Origin of the sequence: Nonlabens tegetincola (genome assembly GCF_002954355.1) — a bacterium.
GTDB classification, from domain to species: Bacteria; Bacteroidota; Bacteroidia; order Flavobacteriales; family Flavobacteriaceae; genus Nonlabens; species Nonlabens tegetincola.
The window spans coordinates 20,568-37,170 of the sequence record NZ_MQVV01000012.1; the positions used below are offsets into that span (position 1 = coordinate 20,568).

Genomic DNA, 16,603 nt, shown 5'->3' on the forward strand with positions numbered 1-16,603 from the left:
ATGACTTTTATTACTCATTAAAGTTTAAAAATCGATTAAAAACCAATTGTATTGAGTTATAAACCAGTAAATTACTTAGAGAAAGGAGATCTTGTTTATATACTATGCACAGCAAGAAGTGCACAAAAAGATTCTTTGCAACCTGCTATCAAAGCACTGGAACAGCAAGGATTGTCTGTTATATGTGGCGATACCATTGGAAAAATAGAGCATCAACAAGGAGGATCCATCCAACAACGAATAGATGATTTCAATAATGCATTAAGCAATCCAGATGTAAAGGCAATTTGGATTGCACGCGGCGGCTATGGTACTATTCAAATACTTGATTTGATAGATTTAAATGTCCTTTTAAAGTATCCTAAATGGATAATCGGTTATTCGGACATCACATTGATTCATTCAAAAATTATTAATCTAGGACTGGAAAGTATTCATGGTTTAATGCCTATGGAGTGGACCAATAAATCACTAGCTAATCAGTCTAGTTTCATAGAGGTTCTTTTTAACCCAGTTGTTAAGATGATGGTGCCAAATGATAGAGGTATCAAACCACAGGAAATTCAGGGAACTCTCATAGGTGGTAATTTGTCTATCTTATACAGTTTACTAGGAAGTGATGATTTCCCAAAAACACATAATTCCATCTTGTTTATAGAAGAAATAGATGAGTATTTGTATCATTTTGAGCGTATGTTGTATTCATTGCACAGAGCTGGTGTGTTATCGCAATTAAAGGCGATAGTAGTTGGTGGATTAACCAGTATGAATGATCACGACATTCCCTTTGGTAAAACAGCTATACAAATTATTGAAGAACGTACTGCACAATATTCATATCCTGTCATTTACAACATTCCAGCTGGACATGTCGAGAATAATCAAAGCTTGATAATGGGAAGAATTATGAATATCTCGATTGAAGAATCTCGTATTACATTAACTCAATAGGATGGCGCAACACAATGAATTAGGGAAACAAGGAGAGAAGATGGCAGTAGCTCATCTTGAAAAATTGGGTTATGAAATTCTGGCTACCAACTTTGTCTATCAAAAAAATGAGATTGACATTATAGCTCGATTAAACGATGTTATAGCCATTGTAGAGGTTAAAACCAGAAGTACACCAGACTTTGGTGATCCTAAGGATTTTTTAAAACCTAGTCAAATTAAAAGGATAGTAGCAGCAGCTCATCATTTTGTAGAAGAAATCCTAGAACCACAAGAAGATGTAGAAGTGCGTTTTGATATTATGAGTATAATAAAAAATAAAGCAGGAACTCGTATGGAATTCATAACAGATGCTTTCTATCACTTTTAATGAAAACAAAAAAATCCGTAAGTAGAGCCTACGGATTTTTAAAATATTAGATTAGTAAAAACTATCCTTTTTGACTTGCTGTTTTAGCTTCAATTTCTTTTACTAAATAAATGTAAACAGGAAAGTGGTCACTGTAACCACCGGTAAAATCACCATCAGAAAAACTTCTTTTAGGGTAACCTTTATAACGTCCAGTCTTATTGGTCATAAAACTAGGATTAAAAATATTAGCTTGATAATACATGTATCCATCTTGTTTTGCCTCACTTAATAAAGGATATGTAAACATTATTTGGTCAAAAACGTTACCTGCGTCTCTATAAGCTAATGTATTATAACCATCTTTTAACATTTGAATATACGGGTTGTAAATCATTTGTGGTTTAACATCTTCACGATCCTTTTGAGCGTTTAATGTAACCTTTACACTTTCATTTGTAGGGTCATCATTTAAGTCACCCATGGTAATGATTTTTGCCATTGAATTAATACTATGAATTGAATCCATGATTTTTTTATTCAATGCAGCAGCAGCAACACGGTTGGGTCTACTTTTTTGTTCACCACCACGACGTGATGGCCAGTGGTTTACAATAAATGTAATCTCATCTCCATCTAGTTTTCCTGTCACAACAGTTTGGTCACGAGTGTATATTCTTCTTCCGCTTGATTTATCAAAAATCAAAAGCTCTTTTGATTCTGCATTGGTTACTGTAAAATCAGCTTTTTTATACAACATTGCAGTGTCAATCCCACGACGATCTGGTGAATCAAAATGTACAATGCCATAGTCAAATTCCTTGAGTAAAGGATGGTTGACAAGATCTTCAAGAACTCGGCGATTTTCAATTTCACAAACTCCTAGAATGGTTGGAGCTGTTTGAGCTTTATCGGCACCTATTTTTCTAATAACTCGCGCCATACTAGTAAGCTTTTTCTTATAAACTTCTGCGCGTCTACCTTCAGCCATTTCCATTATTGGACTAGCCTCATCATTAATAGTAGTGTCGTCTTCGGCGTCAAATAGGTTTTCTAAATTGTAAAAAGCAACAGTTTTAACTTTGTACTGTTTTGCTTGTGTAGTCTGGGCTTGTAGTGAGTTCGCTTTCGCGAAAGCAAAAATACATAAAGCACCTAGAAATAATTTTTTGAACATTTTTTCTTTCAAATATTATGTTATTGTAAAATATCTAGTCAAAATCGGTGCCAAAGGTACATAACTGATAATAAAGACGTAGTTTTGCGCCGATTTAATAACGAAATGTTAATATTAACCTTATGATTACTAGCTTAAGAAAAGCACTTTTCGGGTTTTTAATTTTGTTTACTTCTTTAATCCAAGCGCAAGAACTAATTAAAGGACGCGTGATTGATGAAGTTACAGAAGAGCCCATTCCTAGTGCTATTATTACCGTTAAAGGTCTGGACTTCAAGGCCACTTCTAATGCAGATGGATACTTTGTTATAGAGGGAGCAATCCCAGTAGGAGACCAAACGGTTCAAGTAGTTCGCACAGGATACTACGCCCTTTCACTACCTGTAGTGATTTCTTTACAAAATCCTGTTGATTTAGATCCTTTGTACATGACACCAGATAATTCACTAGAGGTGCAGTCACAAGGGATTATTTCTTTAACTGAGAATGATCTTGCCGATGATGAAAATGCGGCAAACAACGTATCTGGTCTGTTGATGAGTGCTAGAGATCAATTCTTGAGAGCTGCAGCATTTGATTTTAGTGCAACTTTCTTCAGACCGCGTGGTTTAAATAGTGAGGACGGTAAAGTTCTTATTAATGGTATTGAAATGAATAAGCAATTCTCTGGTCGTCCACAATGGAGTAACTGGGGTGGACTTAATGATATCATGAGAAACCAGGTGTTTACTATGGGGCTAAGTGCTGCTGATGAGACCTTTGGTGGTTATGGTGGTGTTCAAAGTATAAATATGAGAGCGTCGCAACAGCGTCCAGGATCTCAAATATCTTATGCATCAAGTAATCGTAGTTACCAACATCGTTTAATGGCTAGTTATAGATCTGGCTTAATGAATAACGGTTGGGCTTATGCAATTAATGCTTCAAGACGTGCTGGTGAAGAAGGTTTTACTGATGGAACACCTTACGATGCAAATTCTTTAGGTATTTCTGTTGAAAAGAAGTTTAATGATAAACACAGCTTAAACTTCACAGGTATGTATACTCCAAATAGAAGAGGTAGACGTACTGCTATTACTCAAGAAATTCGTGATTTAAAAGGAATTACTTACAATCCATTTTGGGGTGAATTAAACAATGATGAGCGCAACTCTAGAATTCGTGAGATAGAAGAGCCAATACTAATGCTTAACCACTATTGGGATGTAAACCCTAAACTTAGAGTTAATACCAATGTGGCATATCAATTTGGTAAAATAGGTAACACTAGAATTGATAATGGAGGAACTACGCAAGAAACAATTGGTGGTCAAAATGTATATGTAGGTGGTGCAAGAAATCCTAATCCGGATTATTATCAAAACTTACCTTCTTACTTTTTAAGAAATGGGTCTGATCCGATTGATTTTCAATATGCTTATCTAGCAGAACAAGCCTTTATCAATGACGGTCAGTTAGACTGGAACAGTCTTTATGAAGCTAATAGAGTTCTTGCTGATCAAGGCAGAAACGCACTTTATGTTTTACAAGAAGATAGAATTGACGACAAATTATTCTCTGCAAACACTATAATTACTGCCGATATCACAGATAATATCCTATTTAACGGAGGAATTCGTTACCGAACTTTAAATAGTGACAACTATGCTAGAATTGACGATTTATTAGGAGGAACTGGTTATCTAGATGTAGACTTTTTTGCGGAAGAGTCGGTAGATGTAAACCTTGATGTTCTTGCTCAATCAGATGTAAGAAACCCGAATAGAATCGTTGGGCTAGGTGATCGTTATAAGTACAGTTATGAAATTGATAGTGATGTGATATCATCATTTGCACAAGCACAATTTAAAACGGCAAAGGTTGATTTCTTCCTTTCTGGATCTGTGTCACAAACCTCATACCAACGTAATGGTAAATTTGAAAACGGAAACTTCCAAGGTGATCGTTCATTTGGTAAAAGTGATAAAGTTGACTTTACCGATTTTGGTGTAAAAGGTGGTGCTACTTATAAGATCAATGGACAAAACTTCTTAGATTTTCACGCAGCTTATATGACGCAAGCTCCTTACATAAGAACAGTTTTTTCAAATGCAAGACAAAACAACGACATTGTTGATGGTATAGAATCGCAGCGTTCTTACAGCGCAGATTTGAGCTATGTATTGAGTACTCCAAATGTAAAAGCACGTTTAACTGCCTACTATACCAAGTTTATGGATGGTAGCGATGTAGGTTTTTACTTTACAGAGGATCTTACTGGTTTACCGCTAGATGATGGTAGTGCTTTTGTTCAAGAAGTAATGACTAATATAGACCGTAGAAATATGGGTCTTGAAATGGGTCTTGAAGTTCAAGCAACTCCAACGATTAAATTAAAAGCTGCTGCAGCACTAGGACAAAATGTATTTACTAATAATCCAGACTTATATTTAACTAGTGATGATTTTGACGGTCAACTTAGATTTGGTGATGGTACTGCAAAGCTAGACGGATATCATGTAGCTGGTGGACCAGAAACTGCTTTACAAATAGGTTTTGAATATCGTGATCCTGATTACTGGAACATTGGTCTAACTACGAATTACTTTGCAAATGGTTATATCGATGTTAACGCATTACGCAGAAGTGATAATTTTATCTTAGATTATGACGGTCAGGTATTTAATGATTATGATCAAGATCTGGCTAATGAATTACTTGCTCAAGAACAATTTGAAGATTATGTGCTTGTAAATGTAATTGGTGGTAAATCATGGAAGATTGGAGACAAGTTTGTTGGATTCTTTGCTACTATTAATAATGTATTTGATAGAGAATACAAAACAGGTGGTTTTGAACAAGCACGTAACTCTAACTTTAGATCGGTAAGGGATGACCAAAACAATCCTCAAGAAGTTTTTGCTCCTAGATATTTCTTTGGAAATGGAACAACTTATTACTTAAACGTATATTTAAGATTCTAATAAAGCAATGATGAAATTTTTAAATAAAGCAACAATGAAACACATTAATAAAATTTTTGCACTAGCAGCTATCATGGCTGTTGCATTCTCGTGTGTAGAAGACGATGAATATGAAGTGCCAGATACAAGATTAGTAGATATTGAAGATCCTAGTAATATTGTTACAATAGGTAACGTAGTATCACAAATTGACCAGTCACAAAACGGAACAGTAACATTTGATACTCCAGGTGAATTCATGGAAGGTTATGTAATTTCAAGTGACGAAGCAGGAAACTTTTTTGAAGAGATAGTTATCCAGGATGCTCCTGAAAACCCAACAGTTGGTATAAAAGTTCTTATAGATAACAGTCCTTTATTTACAACCTATGAATTTGGTCGTAGAATTTTTGTAAAATTAGATGGATTGACTGCTGGTATTTCTAATGGTGTTCCTGTTATTGGAATAGCTGGTAGTGGTACTAACATCGAGAAGATCGCACCTTCACAACAAGAAGATTTCATTTTGAGAGATGACATCGTTGCAGAAATTGTTCCTACAGTTGTAACTCCTAGCGACTTTGCTACTGATAAACTTAATACGTACATCGTTTTAGATGGTGCACAGTTCTCTGACGAGGATGTAGCTAATAACCGTTCATTTGCTGCCGAGGCAACTGATCAGTTTGATGGACTAAGATTTCTACAATCTTGTACCGACTTTTTTGCACCTGCAGTACGCCTAGAAACTAGTACTTTTTCAGATTTTAAAGCTGCAAGTGTACCAGGAGGAAGCGGTAGTGTAACTGCTATTCTTTCTAGAGATTTTGAAGATGACAATTTTGTAATCGTGGTAAACGGTCCTGCAGATTTTGATTTTGACCCTAACGTACGTTGTGATTTTGACGTAGTATCATGTGGATTAGTTGGTGCCGCTGGCGCAACAACAATTCTTTCAGAGAATTTTGAGACACAATCAACAGGTCAAATAGCACAGCCAGCTGGATGGACTAACTTCATTGAAGCTGGTACTGAAACTTGGGAAGTTTATAGCGCAGGAGGAACTAATGCTTCATTAGGAAATAGTGTAAGAGTAGGTTCTTTCCGTTCAAACGATACAAGTACTATCTCGTGGTTAATTACTCCACAAATTGATTTTGATGCTCAAACTGGTGAAGTTTTTGATTTTGAAACATCTAATAGCTTTGCTGATGGTTCAGAAATGCAAGTACTTTACAGTGCAGACTGGGATGGAACAACTGCTGGAATAACTACAGCAACTTGGGAAGCTCTTGCTGATCCTACAATTGTGGAAGACAGTGAATTCTTCGGTAACTGGGTTCCTTCAGGATTTGCTAGCCTAGACTGTTTAACGGGTACTGGTTATATCGCATTTAAGTACGAGGGATCAGGTGATGCTGGTTTTGATGGAACTTACGAATTAGATAACATTAGAATTACAAGCAACTAATAATTGCCTAACTAATAGTATAAAAGTCCTTTAAGCTTCTTGCTTAAAGGACTTTTTTGTATTTATAAATTCAAGTAAGTTCTTATTATTTGTAGGAAAATAAGGCCTAATAAATACTCTTTTTTTTAGTTGGTATTTAGTTTGTACATATTACTTTTGCGCCGTCTCAAGGGGTGCTGGTATTACTGGCTGAGATTATACCCGAGGAACCTGGGCAGGTAATGCTGCCAAGGGATATTCTTTAAATCTGGTGATTGTTATGCTTTCGCGAAAGCGTAATTATCCACTTAATTAAAGGAAAAGACATTCCTCTTAAATTTTTAATTAACAAGACCGAATAAATGCCCCTTTTATTTGAACGAAAAAGTTCAAAATGAAGTATTTATCAGTCGCTGTATTGACCTTACTAGGATTAGGCGTCACAGCACAAAACACACAAGTATCCGATACTACCAATGCCGAAAAGTTGGATGAGGTTCTTGTAAAAGCCGTTCGTGTAAACGCAAACTCACCAATCACACACAGCAACGTGTCCAAAGAGGAACTTGCAAAGCGTAATTTAGGACAAGATATCCCTACATTACTTAATTTTTTACCATCTGTTGTTACAACTAGTGACGCTGGTGCTGGTATAGGTTACACCAGTTTAAGAGTGCGTGGTGTAAGTTCACAATCTACCAATGTTACGATTAATGGTATTCCCTATACCGATGCAGAATCTCTAGGTACGTTTTGGGTAAATTTAGGAGACTTTTCATCTTCTGTTGAAAGTTTACAATTACAAAGAGGTGTAGGAACATCTACTAACGGTAGTGGAGCATTTGGTGCAAGTATTAATTTGTTGACTGATGCGGTTAATAAAAACGCTACTGGCCAAATTGCAAATAGTTATGGTAGCTTTAATAGTAGAAAGCATACTTTAAAGTTCTCTACAGGATTACTTAATGAACATTTTGAAATATCAGGAAGGTTATCTAACATAGCATCAGATGGGTATATCGATAGAGCGTCAACCGATTTAAAATCGTATTACCTACAAGGTTCCTATGTTGATGACAATACATTGATCAAGGCCATTACTTTTGCCAACGAAGAGGTTACTTACCAATCTTGGTTCGGTATCGATGGAGATCAATTAAGAGAAGACCGCAGGTTCAATCCTGCTGGTCAATATGAAGATGAAAACGGTGTTACACAATTTTATGATCGTGAAGTAGATGATTATAAACAAGATCATTATCAGTTACATTGGAATGAACGTTTCAATAACAATTGGTCATCAAATGTAGGTTTGAACTATACCTATGGTAGAGGTTTCTTTGAGCAGTATAGAGAGGATGATGATTTCAGTACCTACGGTTTTGATGAATTAACGGTTGATGGTCAGGTGGTTAATACTACTGATCTCATACGCAGAAGATGGTTAGATAATGACTATTATGTGGTTAATGCAAACGTTAATTATAAGGACAATAAGATGGATATTTTGTTAGGAACATCTTTTAGTCACTATGATGGAGATCACTTCGGTGAGGTTATATGGGCGCGATTTGCTAGTCAAAGTGAAATTAGAGACCGTTATTATGAAGGAAATGGTAAGAAAAATGATTTTTCAACCTTTGCCAAAGGAACCTTTAAACTCGATGATAGATTTCAATTATATCTAGATGCGCAAGTAAGAAATGTTAACTACGAGACATCGGGTATAAATTCAAATCTTACTATGTTTAATGTAGATGAGAACTATTTATTCTTCAATCCAAAGGCAGGATTGACTTATTCAATTGATTCAAATGATGATTTATACTTCTCTTATGCAAGAGCTAGTAGAGAACCTAATAGAGATGATTTTGAGAATAATCCTAATATAGAGCCAGAACGTTTAAATGATTTTGAACTGGGATGGCGTCATAAAAAAAATAAGATTGCCTTTAATGCAAATGCCTACTTCATGTATTACGAGGAGCAACTTGTACTTACTGGTGAAATCAATGACGTAGGTGCGGCATTAAGAGATAATAGTGGCGAGAGTTATAGACTAGGTTTAGAATTAGAAACTGCCATTCAATTATCTGATGAGTTCACATTACAAACCAATGTTACTTTAAGCTCAAATAAGAACCTGGATACTGTAGTTTCAAGAGATGGAGAGCTAGTTGACTTAGGATCTACAGATATCGCTTTTTCACCTAATATAGTAGGAGCAAATCAGCTTACTTACCAACCTAGTGAAGCCTTTCAAGTAAGTTTATTGACCAAGTTTGTAGGAGAACAATTTATGAGTAATACAGAAGCTGATTTATCAAGGTTAGATAGTTATTCAACCACTGACATCAACTTTATATACACTCTTAAAACTAAATCCATTTTTGATTCAATAGTTTTTACTGGATTGATTAATAATATCTTTAATGAGAAGTACGTCTCAAATGGTTATTATTTCACATTTGATGACACGTGGTCTAATCCAAATACAATTACAACAATTGAAGGTGTAGGTTATTATCCACAAGCTGGTATCAACTTTTTAGCTGGTGTTACCTTGAATTTTTAAAGTTATTTAACTTTGAAGAATCATAAAATCCTGTACCTACCTTGGTACAGGATTTTATTATTTTTTATTACTCTATTAGGTGCTTTTCAGAGTTCCGCGCACTATTAATTGTCATGACAGAAGTAAATTAAGTTTTAAATCCGGTATTCCAAATCATTTTGAAATGTATTGAAAACCAAAGTAGGAAAACCCTAGATTAGTCCATATCCTTTCTAATCATAAGGTTTGTAGCTATACATAATTTAATCAATTTGAAACGGTAATAATGTTCCCATTGCGCACTACACGATATGCCTTCATGCCATATTCTCCATTGCCTTCTAAAGGTTGACCGTTGATTAGGCTATATTTATTATTATCTGTAGGGCATGGGCAACTAGCTTCAATACCATTTATTTCCATTCTAGAACATTCATTAGGTGTATGGTTAGGATCGCTTAAATCAAAGGCAAAATAATCTCTATTGTTTGAATTATAGACCACAATACCACGATTTCCAAAACCCGAAACCTCAACCGTGTTACCGGGAAAGTTTAAACCACTATATTGAGGTAAGGATGTGTTCAACTCGACTGCAAACCCTAGATCCAGTAAGTTAGGATTACGATTGCGCAACTCGTCGTCCTCACAGGATATAAAACCCAAAACAATTAAAATTAATTTCCAATTTTTCATAGCTTTTTTTAAAATGAGTGTAAATGTATAACGCAAACTTAGTTATTTCGTATATTTGATTTAGAATCCCGCAGCAATGATGGGATTTTCTTATTTATAGAACAACCTGTGTGATGTTTGAACATGATGGCGTAGTTATTCCGCTTTCGCGAAAGCGAAATACGACACAAACATCCACATAAAAATAGCATAATGAGTAATGTATCATACTATACGGAAGAAGGTCTTAAGAAATTAAAAGACGAATTAAAGCAACTAAAAGACGTTGAACGTCCAAAGGCATCACAAGCTATCGCCGAGGCAAGAGATAAAGGTGATTTGAGTGAAAATGCCGAATATGACGCAGCCAAAGAGGCTCAAGGCTTGCTCGAGATGAGAATTTCAAAACTAGAACAAGTCGTAGCTAACGCTAGGATTATTGATGAGAACAGCCTGGATTTATCCAAAGCACTTATTCATAGCACTGTTAAGATTAAAAATTTGAACAACAACATGGTGATGAATTACAAACTTGTTGCTCAAAGCGAGGCAGATCTAGCTAAGGGATACATTTCAGTCGATTCTCCTATAGGTAAAGGACTTTTGGGTAAGGAAGTTGGTCAAGTGGCCGAAGTTCAAGTTCCTGTAGGAATCATTAAATTAGAAATACTGGAAATAAGTAGGTAATGAGTATTTTTTCTAAAATTATCACTGGTGAAATTCCTTGTCATAAGGTGGCAGAAAATGAGAATTTTCTAGCTTTTCTAGATATTAATCCAAATGCTCCTGGACATACTCTATGTATACCAAAAAAGGAAGTGAACAAACTATTTGATCTAGAAAAGCAAGAGTATGACGATTTAATGAGTTTCTCAAGAGAGGTCGCTTTAATATTAAGACAAGAGATTACTTGTGAACGTATAGGAATGTCGGTTATTGGATTAGAAGTACCACACGTTCATGTACATTTAATTCCCATACGTACGATGGATGATATGCGTTTCTCGTCAAAAGTAAGTATGTCACAAGATGAGATGAGTGAGCTGGCTACTAGATTAAGTAAGAGGTATTTTAACGGGAACTAGGCTTATATGCCTGTAATTAAAATAGAAACACGTATTAAAGGCGATGTGAAAGTTGTTTTTGATCTAGCCAGGAGTATAGATTTTCATCTTATTTCAACATCTGGTAGCAAGGAACGTGCGATCGCTGGAAAAACTAGTGGATTAATAGAGGAAGGTGAGTCAGTTACTTGGCGAGCCAAGCATATGGGTGTTTATCAAAATTTGATTTCAAAGGTTGCCCTTCTTCAAAGACCAAATTATTTTGCTAATTAAGCGCTCTTTTTCTTCTGAAGAACTCCTTCATCAAGCCAGCACATTCATTTTCTAATATACCACTTACAACTTCAGTTTTAGGGTGAAGTTGGGTTCCCATATTCCTGTATCCTCGTGAGCTGTCGCTAGCGCCAAAAACTATCTTGCTTATTTGTGACCAGTACAATGCGCCGGCACACATTTGACAAGGTTCTAGTGTGATATACATAGTACAGTCTTTAAGATATTTGCCACCTAGAAAACTAGCGCCAGCTGTAATAGCTTGCATTTCGGCATGAGCGGTAACATCGTTTAATGTTTCGGTTAAATTATGTCCTCGTGCTATGATTCTATTTTGTGTAACGATGATAGCACCTACCGGTATTTCATTGCGGTCAAGAGCTTCTTGAGCTTCTTGAATCGCTTTTTTCATAAAGTAAATATCGTCGTAAGGTTCAATCATGCTGTAAAAGTAGTAGAACTATTACTATCTTAATGTAAGTTACGCGATAACTTTGTACAAAATATAGGTACAATAGGACTATAAAGCCTTTATTAAAGTGGTAGTAGTAAATTCCCAACGATAAGAATTACCTTTGACTCATGCAGGAAACATTGCTTTCTAGGATAGAAGATCCATGTGATTTAAGACGCTTTCGCGAAAGCGAACTCACCCAAATTGCTCAAGAGCTAAGAGATTATATCATAGAAATAATTTCTCAGAAGGAAGGACATTTAGGAGCTAGTTTAGGAGTAATAGAGCTTACTATAGCGTTGCATTATGTCTTTGATACACCTAATGATTTATTAGTTTGGGATGTAGGTCATCAAGCTTATGGCCATAAGATTTTGACGGGCCGCAGAGAAGCGTTTAAAACTAACCGTGATTATGGTGGGTTATCCGGTTTTCCAAAAATTGATGAGAGCAACTACGATACATTTGGTGTAGGACACAGCTCTACAGCTATAAGTGCAGCTTTAGGAATGGCGATAGCTAGTAAATTATCAAACTCGTCAAAAAAACATATAGCCGTTGTAGGAGATGCTAGTATAGCTAGTGGTATGGCATTTGAAGCGCTCAACCACGCCGGAGTTAGTAACGTAGATTTATTAGTTATACTAAACGACAATGCAATAGGTATTGATCCTAGTGTAGGAGCTCTTAAAGAGTACTTAACCACTACCAAATCTGGAAAAGAAACAGGTCAAGATAACATTTTTGAAGCGCTCAAATTTGATTATTCGGGACCTATTGATGGTCATGATATGAATGGCTTATTACGTGAGCTAAAGAGGCAAAAAACTCTTAATGGCCCACGTTTATTGCATATAAGAACTGTTAAAGGAAAAGGTCTAAAGCAGGCTGAAATTGATCAAGTAAGATATCACGCTCCTGGTAAATTTGATAAGATAACGGGTGATCTTACACCTAGTGATACGAGTATGTTACCGCCAAAATTCCAAGATGTTTTTGGTCATACGCTTGTTGAACTTGCACAAGTTAATGATAAGATAATAGGCATAACGCCTGCAATGCCTACTGGTAGCTCTATGAAAATCATGATGCAAGCATTTCCTGATCGAGCATTTGATGTAGGAATAGCAGAGCAGCATGCTGTAACATTGGCAGCTGGGATGGCCACACAAGGATTAATTCCTTTTTGTAATGTGTACTCAACATTTTTACAAAGGGCTTATGATCAGGTGATTCACGACGTGGCCTTGCAAAAATTACCCGTGATCTTTTGTTTGGATAGGGCAGGACTTGTAGGAAAAGATGGGCCTACACATCATGGGGTTTTTGACCTTGCCTATCTTAATTGTATACCCGATTTAATTATAGCTGCGCCTATGGATGCGATGGAGTTAAGAAGTATGATGTTCACTGCTTCTTTAGGGTTGGATTTACCTATTGCTATACGTTATCCTAGAGGTCGATGTCATTCAATAAATTGGCGATCTACCTTGGGAAAAATTTCAATTGGTACATCTAGAACTTTGTCTAGAGGTAAACAGGTTGCTTTATTAACCTTGGGACCTATTGGGGTTACCGTGCAAAAACTTATTCAAGAAAATCAATTATCCGTAACTCACATTGACGTTCGCTTTTTAAAACCACTTGACAAGAATATGTTACAATCGGTTTTTGAATCCCATGAGCATATTGTAACTATTGAAGATGGTAGTTTGATAGGAGGATTGGGATCCACTATAAAAAATTATGCTTTTTCAAATCCATCAATCAGTGATGAATCCAAAAAAGCATATTCTGTCAAAATCCATTCTTTAGGAATTCCAGACACATTTATAAGTCATGGCCCTACAGAACAATTGTATAAAGAGGTAAGTATAGATGAGGAATCTATACTAAATCTACTTAGCAAGTTACTTAATCAGTAGTTTGGTACTTATCGCAATGTTGTCTTTATAAGCACTTAAAATATAGTAACCTGATTTTAAGTTTAATTGTACTTGAGAACCTTGTTTGCTAAGCGTCATATTCTCTTTTGACCAAACTCTGCGACCGTTTAAATCATGTAGCTTTACATCATATGTATTTTCCAATTCACTGTGAATTGAAAAAGTTCCATTTGACACAGTTGGTGTAACAAAAATTTCATTGGAAATTTCGTTACTGTCAGTTATGCTTGCTGTATCTAAGGTACCAGTAAATAGTCCTCTACCATGAGTAGCTGCTAATACTGTGTTGTCGCTGGCTCGATAGTCTAGATCAACTACTTTAACGTTAGTCATACCATTAATTGCTGGAATCCAGTTAGGTGAAGTGCTATTAAAATTTGATGAGGTGTAAACTCCTAATTCGGTTCCTATAAGAACTTCTCCTGGTAATAATGGATTTGGAAGAATTGTTTTTACGGGAATATCTGGTAAATCACCATCCTTGAGATCCCAGGTCGTACCACCGTCGTTCGTGTAATAAATATTATTCACACCATAATTATGCATAGTTAGATAAATTTCTTGTTCTGTAGCTCCAAATTCAATATCAGAAACGCTACCCAGCAATCCAGCAGGACGAATATTGTTCCATACAGGTGTAGTTGTAATATTACTTACACGGTATAAATTCGATCTTTCAGTTCCTACATATAAAACTGGATTACCGTTAGCAAAAGGTGAAGCTTTCATTGCCGTTGGTCTATCGCTGGTTATTTGAGTATTTGTAATCGTATTACAATTTGAAGATGAATTAAATAATTCACATACTTCAATACCATTACTACCATTGAATGTTCTACTATTTGCAAATAAGTAATTATTGACCTTGTCTAGTTCTGCAACATTAATGAAATCTCCAGTACCACCTGCATTATCGCCGCAATTTGGAGAGGTTATGCAATATCTAAAACTATAACCTGGATAGGTGTAATACCTATGATTATTATATTGGGTAGAAACTACTACGTATCCGTCTGCACCATCAATGTCTGCATGTGCCCCATCACCACCAACAGCTTCTATAAATGAGTTTGCTCCAGGTTGAGCGTTATTTACTCTAAGAGTACCATTGTCTTGAGTACCGCCTACAAAGTCGTCTCCTCCTGCAGCTCCATTTTCATCTATTGCAGCATAATAAAATTGAGTAATATTTAAATTATTATTTCTATTTTGGATGACATTTACATTGGTAGGAGCGCTACTATAACTACTTACATAAGAGCATCCTCCATCTGATCCTATTAAGCCTTCATTAGAATTTCCAGGTCGAAAACTGATTGCATGAATATCCGCGTGAACAAATGGTGCAGGTATTGAACTTAGACCATTACCATTTGTCCATTTCGATATTTGTCTCCAACTATTTCCTCCATCAGTACTTCGGAAAGAATCAATTCCTCCAGCATATATTATTTGATCATTATTGGGGTCTACTTCAATAACCAAATCATAAAATGCTTGTCCTCTGGTGAAGTCTGTTGCAGGGATGGTCACATCGGCATCATTTGGTTCGTTCATTGGATTTAAAGTAGCAAAATCATCAGTAGTAATATATAGATCACCTTGGTTGCTTCCTGTTTGAACAGCAACATAAAACAAATTAGAGTTGGTTTTTGATGCAGCTAGTTCTACACGATCCGCTCCAGGAATGACATCTGCAAGTAGCCATGTAGTACCGTTAGTACTTCTATATACTCTACCAGCTCCTTGATTGTTTATTGGTGATCCTATGGTTCCAAAGTAAAGTTCGTTATCTGCCGCAATTGCAAAATCATTTGGAATAACGTAATAGGTGTCACCGTTAGCAGTGTATCTTAATAACGGTCCATCTACACGAGTCCAGTTACTACCGGCATCAGTACTTCTATACAAACCAGCATTTTGTGCTCCTAGTGTATTGTTTGGATTACTTATATTAAAGTTAGGTGATACATAATCTTCACCACCTATTCCCACGTATACTTCAGATGTTCCATTTACATTTCTAACGATTACATCTGTCACATAGAAAATTCCAGATTTAAATAAATTCCCTGAAACTGTTACATCCGTACCACTGGCAGCTGGAATAGGAACTTCATTCCACGTTAAACCACCATCGGTTGTTTTGTAAAGACCGTTACCAACAGCCGCTCCAGAAGTATAAATTTCTCCTGTCCCTATATACATGGTTAATGGATCGTTGGGATCTATTGCATAACAACTTACATTAAGATTAGATGCTACACCAGGGATTGTAGTCCATGAAGAGTTTGCATCGGTAACATCCTCGTTAACCCACAATCCGCCTCCTACACCACCTGCGAAAGCACGGTTGTAATCTATTCCATCACCATTATTAGGTCCAACATCGTTCGGGTCAAAGAAAACTACATGAGTGCGACCACCGATATTATTTGGTCCACGATCTTCCCAACTTCTAGAGTTTCCTGGAACACTTTTAGCAATTTCAAGATCCTTATTTATTAGCTTAACTTTCTCTGGAGTAGGTCTACCCAGACTAGGGTTCATGGTTAACAGGTATTCTCTTTCATAATACGCGTTTGGTGGAAGACCTTGTTTTTTTCTATCTTCTCTGGATAATTGTATAGTTTGGTTAAAAGGATGAATATCTAGAAAAGCTTCGTGTTGCTCTCTATCTTCTTTGATTTGGGTAGTATCGTTATTGCCACAAGAATAAAGAAAGGCAAACGACATGATAATAAGTAACTTACTAAGGGTTTTCATAG

Annotated in this window: 13 protein-coding genes; 9 read left to right on the plus strand and 4 right to left on the minus strand. The window is 36.1% G+C overall.

Annotated features, from left to right (window positions below):
• The first annotated feature begins 51 nt into the window (after window positions 1-51).
• Together BST93_RS03900 and BST93_RS03905 are read left to right on the plus strand one after the other, a co-directional pair.
• Window positions 52-951 carry a S66 peptidase family protein gene (locus BST93_RS03900; RefSeq protein WP_105018157.1) on the plus strand — a complete coding sequence of 300 codons (900 nt, stop codon included), beginning with the start codon at window positions 52-54 and terminating at the stop codon, window positions 949-951.
• Window position 952: 1 nt separating this feature from the next.
• A complete protein-coding gene (locus BST93_RS03905; RefSeq protein WP_105018158.1) occupies window positions 953-1,321 on the plus strand; it encodes a YraN family protein in 369 nt (122 codons plus the stop codon).
• Between the two features lie 61 nt (window positions 1,322-1,382).
• Here the strand turns inward: BST93_RS03905 and BST93_RS03910 are convergent, their stop codons facing one another.
• Window positions 1,383-2,477 (minus strand): endonuclease/exonuclease/phosphatase family protein, encoded by a 1,095-nt coding sequence (locus tag BST93_RS03910; RefSeq protein WP_042276278.1) that lies wholly within the window; start codon window positions 2,475-2,477, stop codon window positions 1,383-1,385.
• A 122-nt stretch (window positions 2,478-2,599) separates the two neighbouring features.
• Between BST93_RS03910 and BST93_RS03915 the strand changes: the two genes are divergently transcribed.
• From BST93_RS03915 to BST93_RS03925, 3 genes are all read left to right on the plus strand, one after another.
• The gene (locus BST93_RS03915; protein ID WP_105018159.1) at window positions 2,600-5,440 is read left to right on the plus strand and encodes a carboxypeptidase-like regulatory domain-containing protein; all 2,841 of its coding nucleotides are present in this window, start codon (window positions 2,600-2,602) and stop codon (window positions 5,438-5,440) included.
• Between the two features lie 34 nt (window positions 5,441-5,474).
• Window positions 5,475-6,890, plus strand: coding sequence for a DUF5689 domain-containing protein (locus BST93_RS03920; RefSeq protein WP_240919351.1), 1,416 nt, complete (start codon window positions 5,475-5,477; stop codon window positions 6,888-6,890).
• Window positions 6,891-7,263: 373 nt separating this feature from the next.
• Window positions 7,264-9,444 (plus strand): TonB-dependent receptor, encoded by a 2,181-nt coding sequence (locus BST93_RS03925; RefSeq protein ID WP_105018160.1) that lies wholly within the window; start codon window positions 7,264-7,266, stop codon window positions 9,442-9,444.
• Window positions 9,445-9,690: 246 nt separating this feature from the next.
• On the opposite strand, the gene BST93_RS03930 is transcribed toward BST93_RS03925, so the two are convergent.
• Window positions 9,691-10,119 carry a Rieske (2Fe-2S) protein gene (locus BST93_RS03930; protein ID WP_042276271.1) on the minus strand — a complete coding sequence of 143 codons (429 nt, stop codon included), beginning with the start codon at window positions 10,117-10,119 and terminating at the stop codon, window positions 9,691-9,693.
• A gap of 192 nt (window positions 10,120-10,311) precedes the next feature.
• Here BST93_RS03930 and greA point away from each other — a divergent pair, with 192 nt between their 5' ends.
• The 3 genes from greA to BST93_RS03945 are packed head-to-tail and all read left to right on the plus strand — an operon-like array spanning window position 10,312 to window position 11,435.
• Window positions 10,312-10,785 (plus strand): transcription elongation factor GreA, encoded by a 474-nt coding sequence (gene greA / locus BST93_RS03935; protein WP_105018161.1) that lies wholly within the window; start codon window positions 10,312-10,314, stop codon window positions 10,783-10,785.
• Window positions 10,785-11,183, plus strand: a complete 399-nt coding sequence (locus tag BST93_RS03940; protein ID WP_042276267.1) for an HIT family protein — start codon at window positions 10,785-10,787, stop codon at window positions 11,181-11,183. The genes greA and BST93_RS03940 overlap by 1 nt, the downstream gene beginning before the upstream one ends.
• Window positions 11,184-11,189: 6 nt before the next feature.
• A complete protein-coding gene (locus BST93_RS03945) occupies window positions 11,190-11,435 on the plus strand; it encodes an SRPBCC family protein (RefSeq protein ID WP_105018162.1) in 246 nt (81 codons plus the stop codon).
• Here BST93_RS03945 and BST93_RS03950 read toward each other — a convergent pair.
• Window positions 11,428-11,877 (minus strand): nucleoside deaminase, encoded by a 450-nt coding sequence (locus tag BST93_RS03950; RefSeq protein ID WP_105018163.1) that lies wholly within the window; start codon window positions 11,875-11,877, stop codon window positions 11,428-11,430. The two genes, BST93_RS03945 and BST93_RS03950, sit on opposite strands and share 8 nt — an antisense overlap.
• Before the next feature lie 140 nt (window positions 11,878-12,017).
• Between BST93_RS03950 and BST93_RS03955 the strand changes: the two genes are divergently transcribed.
• Complete coding sequence (locus tag BST93_RS03955) at window positions 12,018-13,814, plus strand: 1-deoxy-D-xylulose-5-phosphate synthase (RefSeq protein ID WP_105018164.1); 1,797 nt, start codon at window positions 12,018-12,020, stop codon at window positions 13,812-13,814.
• Here BST93_RS03955 and BST93_RS03960 read toward each other — a convergent pair.
• Window positions 13,800-16,601: a T9SS type A sorting domain-containing protein gene (locus BST93_RS03960; RefSeq protein ID WP_105018165.1), complete on the minus strand. Its 2,802-nt coding sequence runs from the start codon at window positions 16,599-16,601 to the stop codon at window positions 13,800-13,802. The two genes, BST93_RS03955 and BST93_RS03960, sit on opposite strands and share 15 nt — an antisense overlap.
• Window positions 16,602-16,603 lie beyond the last annotated feature (2 nt).

Coding starts and splice junctions, on each gene's coding strand:
- BST93_RS03910 (WP_042276278.1), bottom strand. CDS start 2,477: ATGTTCAAAAAATTATTTCTAGGTGCTTTATGTATTTTTGCTTTCGCG.
- BST93_RS03955 (WP_105018164.1), top strand. CDS start 12,018: ATGCAGGAAACATTGCTTTCTAGGATAGAAGATCCATGTGATTTAAGA.
- BST93_RS03945 (WP_105018162.1), top strand. CDS start 11,190: ATGCCTGTAATTAAAATAGAAACACGTATTAAAGGCGATGTGAAAGTT.
- greA (WP_105018161.1), top strand. CDS start 10,312: ATGAGTAATGTATCATACTATACGGAAGAAGGTCTTAAGAAATTAAAA.
- BST93_RS03960 (WP_105018165.1), bottom strand. CDS start 16,601: ATGAAAACCCTTAGTAAGTTACTTATTATCATGTCGTTTGCCTTTCTT.
- BST93_RS03940 (WP_042276267.1), top strand. CDS start 10,785: ATGAGTATTTTTTCTAAAATTATCACTGGTGAAATTCCTTGTCATAAG.
- BST93_RS03930 (WP_042276271.1), bottom strand. CDS start 10,119: ATGAAAAATTGGAAATTAATTTTAATTGTTTTGGGTTTTATATCCTGT.
- BST93_RS03915 (WP_105018159.1), top strand. CDS start 2,600: ATGATTACTAGCTTAAGAAAAGCACTTTTCGGGTTTTTAATTTTGTTT.
- BST93_RS03950 (WP_105018163.1), bottom strand. CDS start 11,877: ATGATTGAACCTTACGACGATATTTACTTTATGAAAAAAGCGATTCAA.
- BST93_RS03925 (WP_105018160.1), top strand. CDS start 7,264: ATGAAGTATTTATCAGTCGCTGTATTGACCTTACTAGGATTAGGCGTC.
- BST93_RS03905 (WP_105018158.1), top strand. CDS start 953: ATGGCGCAACACAATGAATTAGGGAAACAAGGAGAGAAGATGGCAGTA.
- BST93_RS03920 (WP_240919351.1), top strand. CDS start 5,475: ATGAAACACATTAATAAAATTTTTGCACTAGCAGCTATCATGGCTGTT.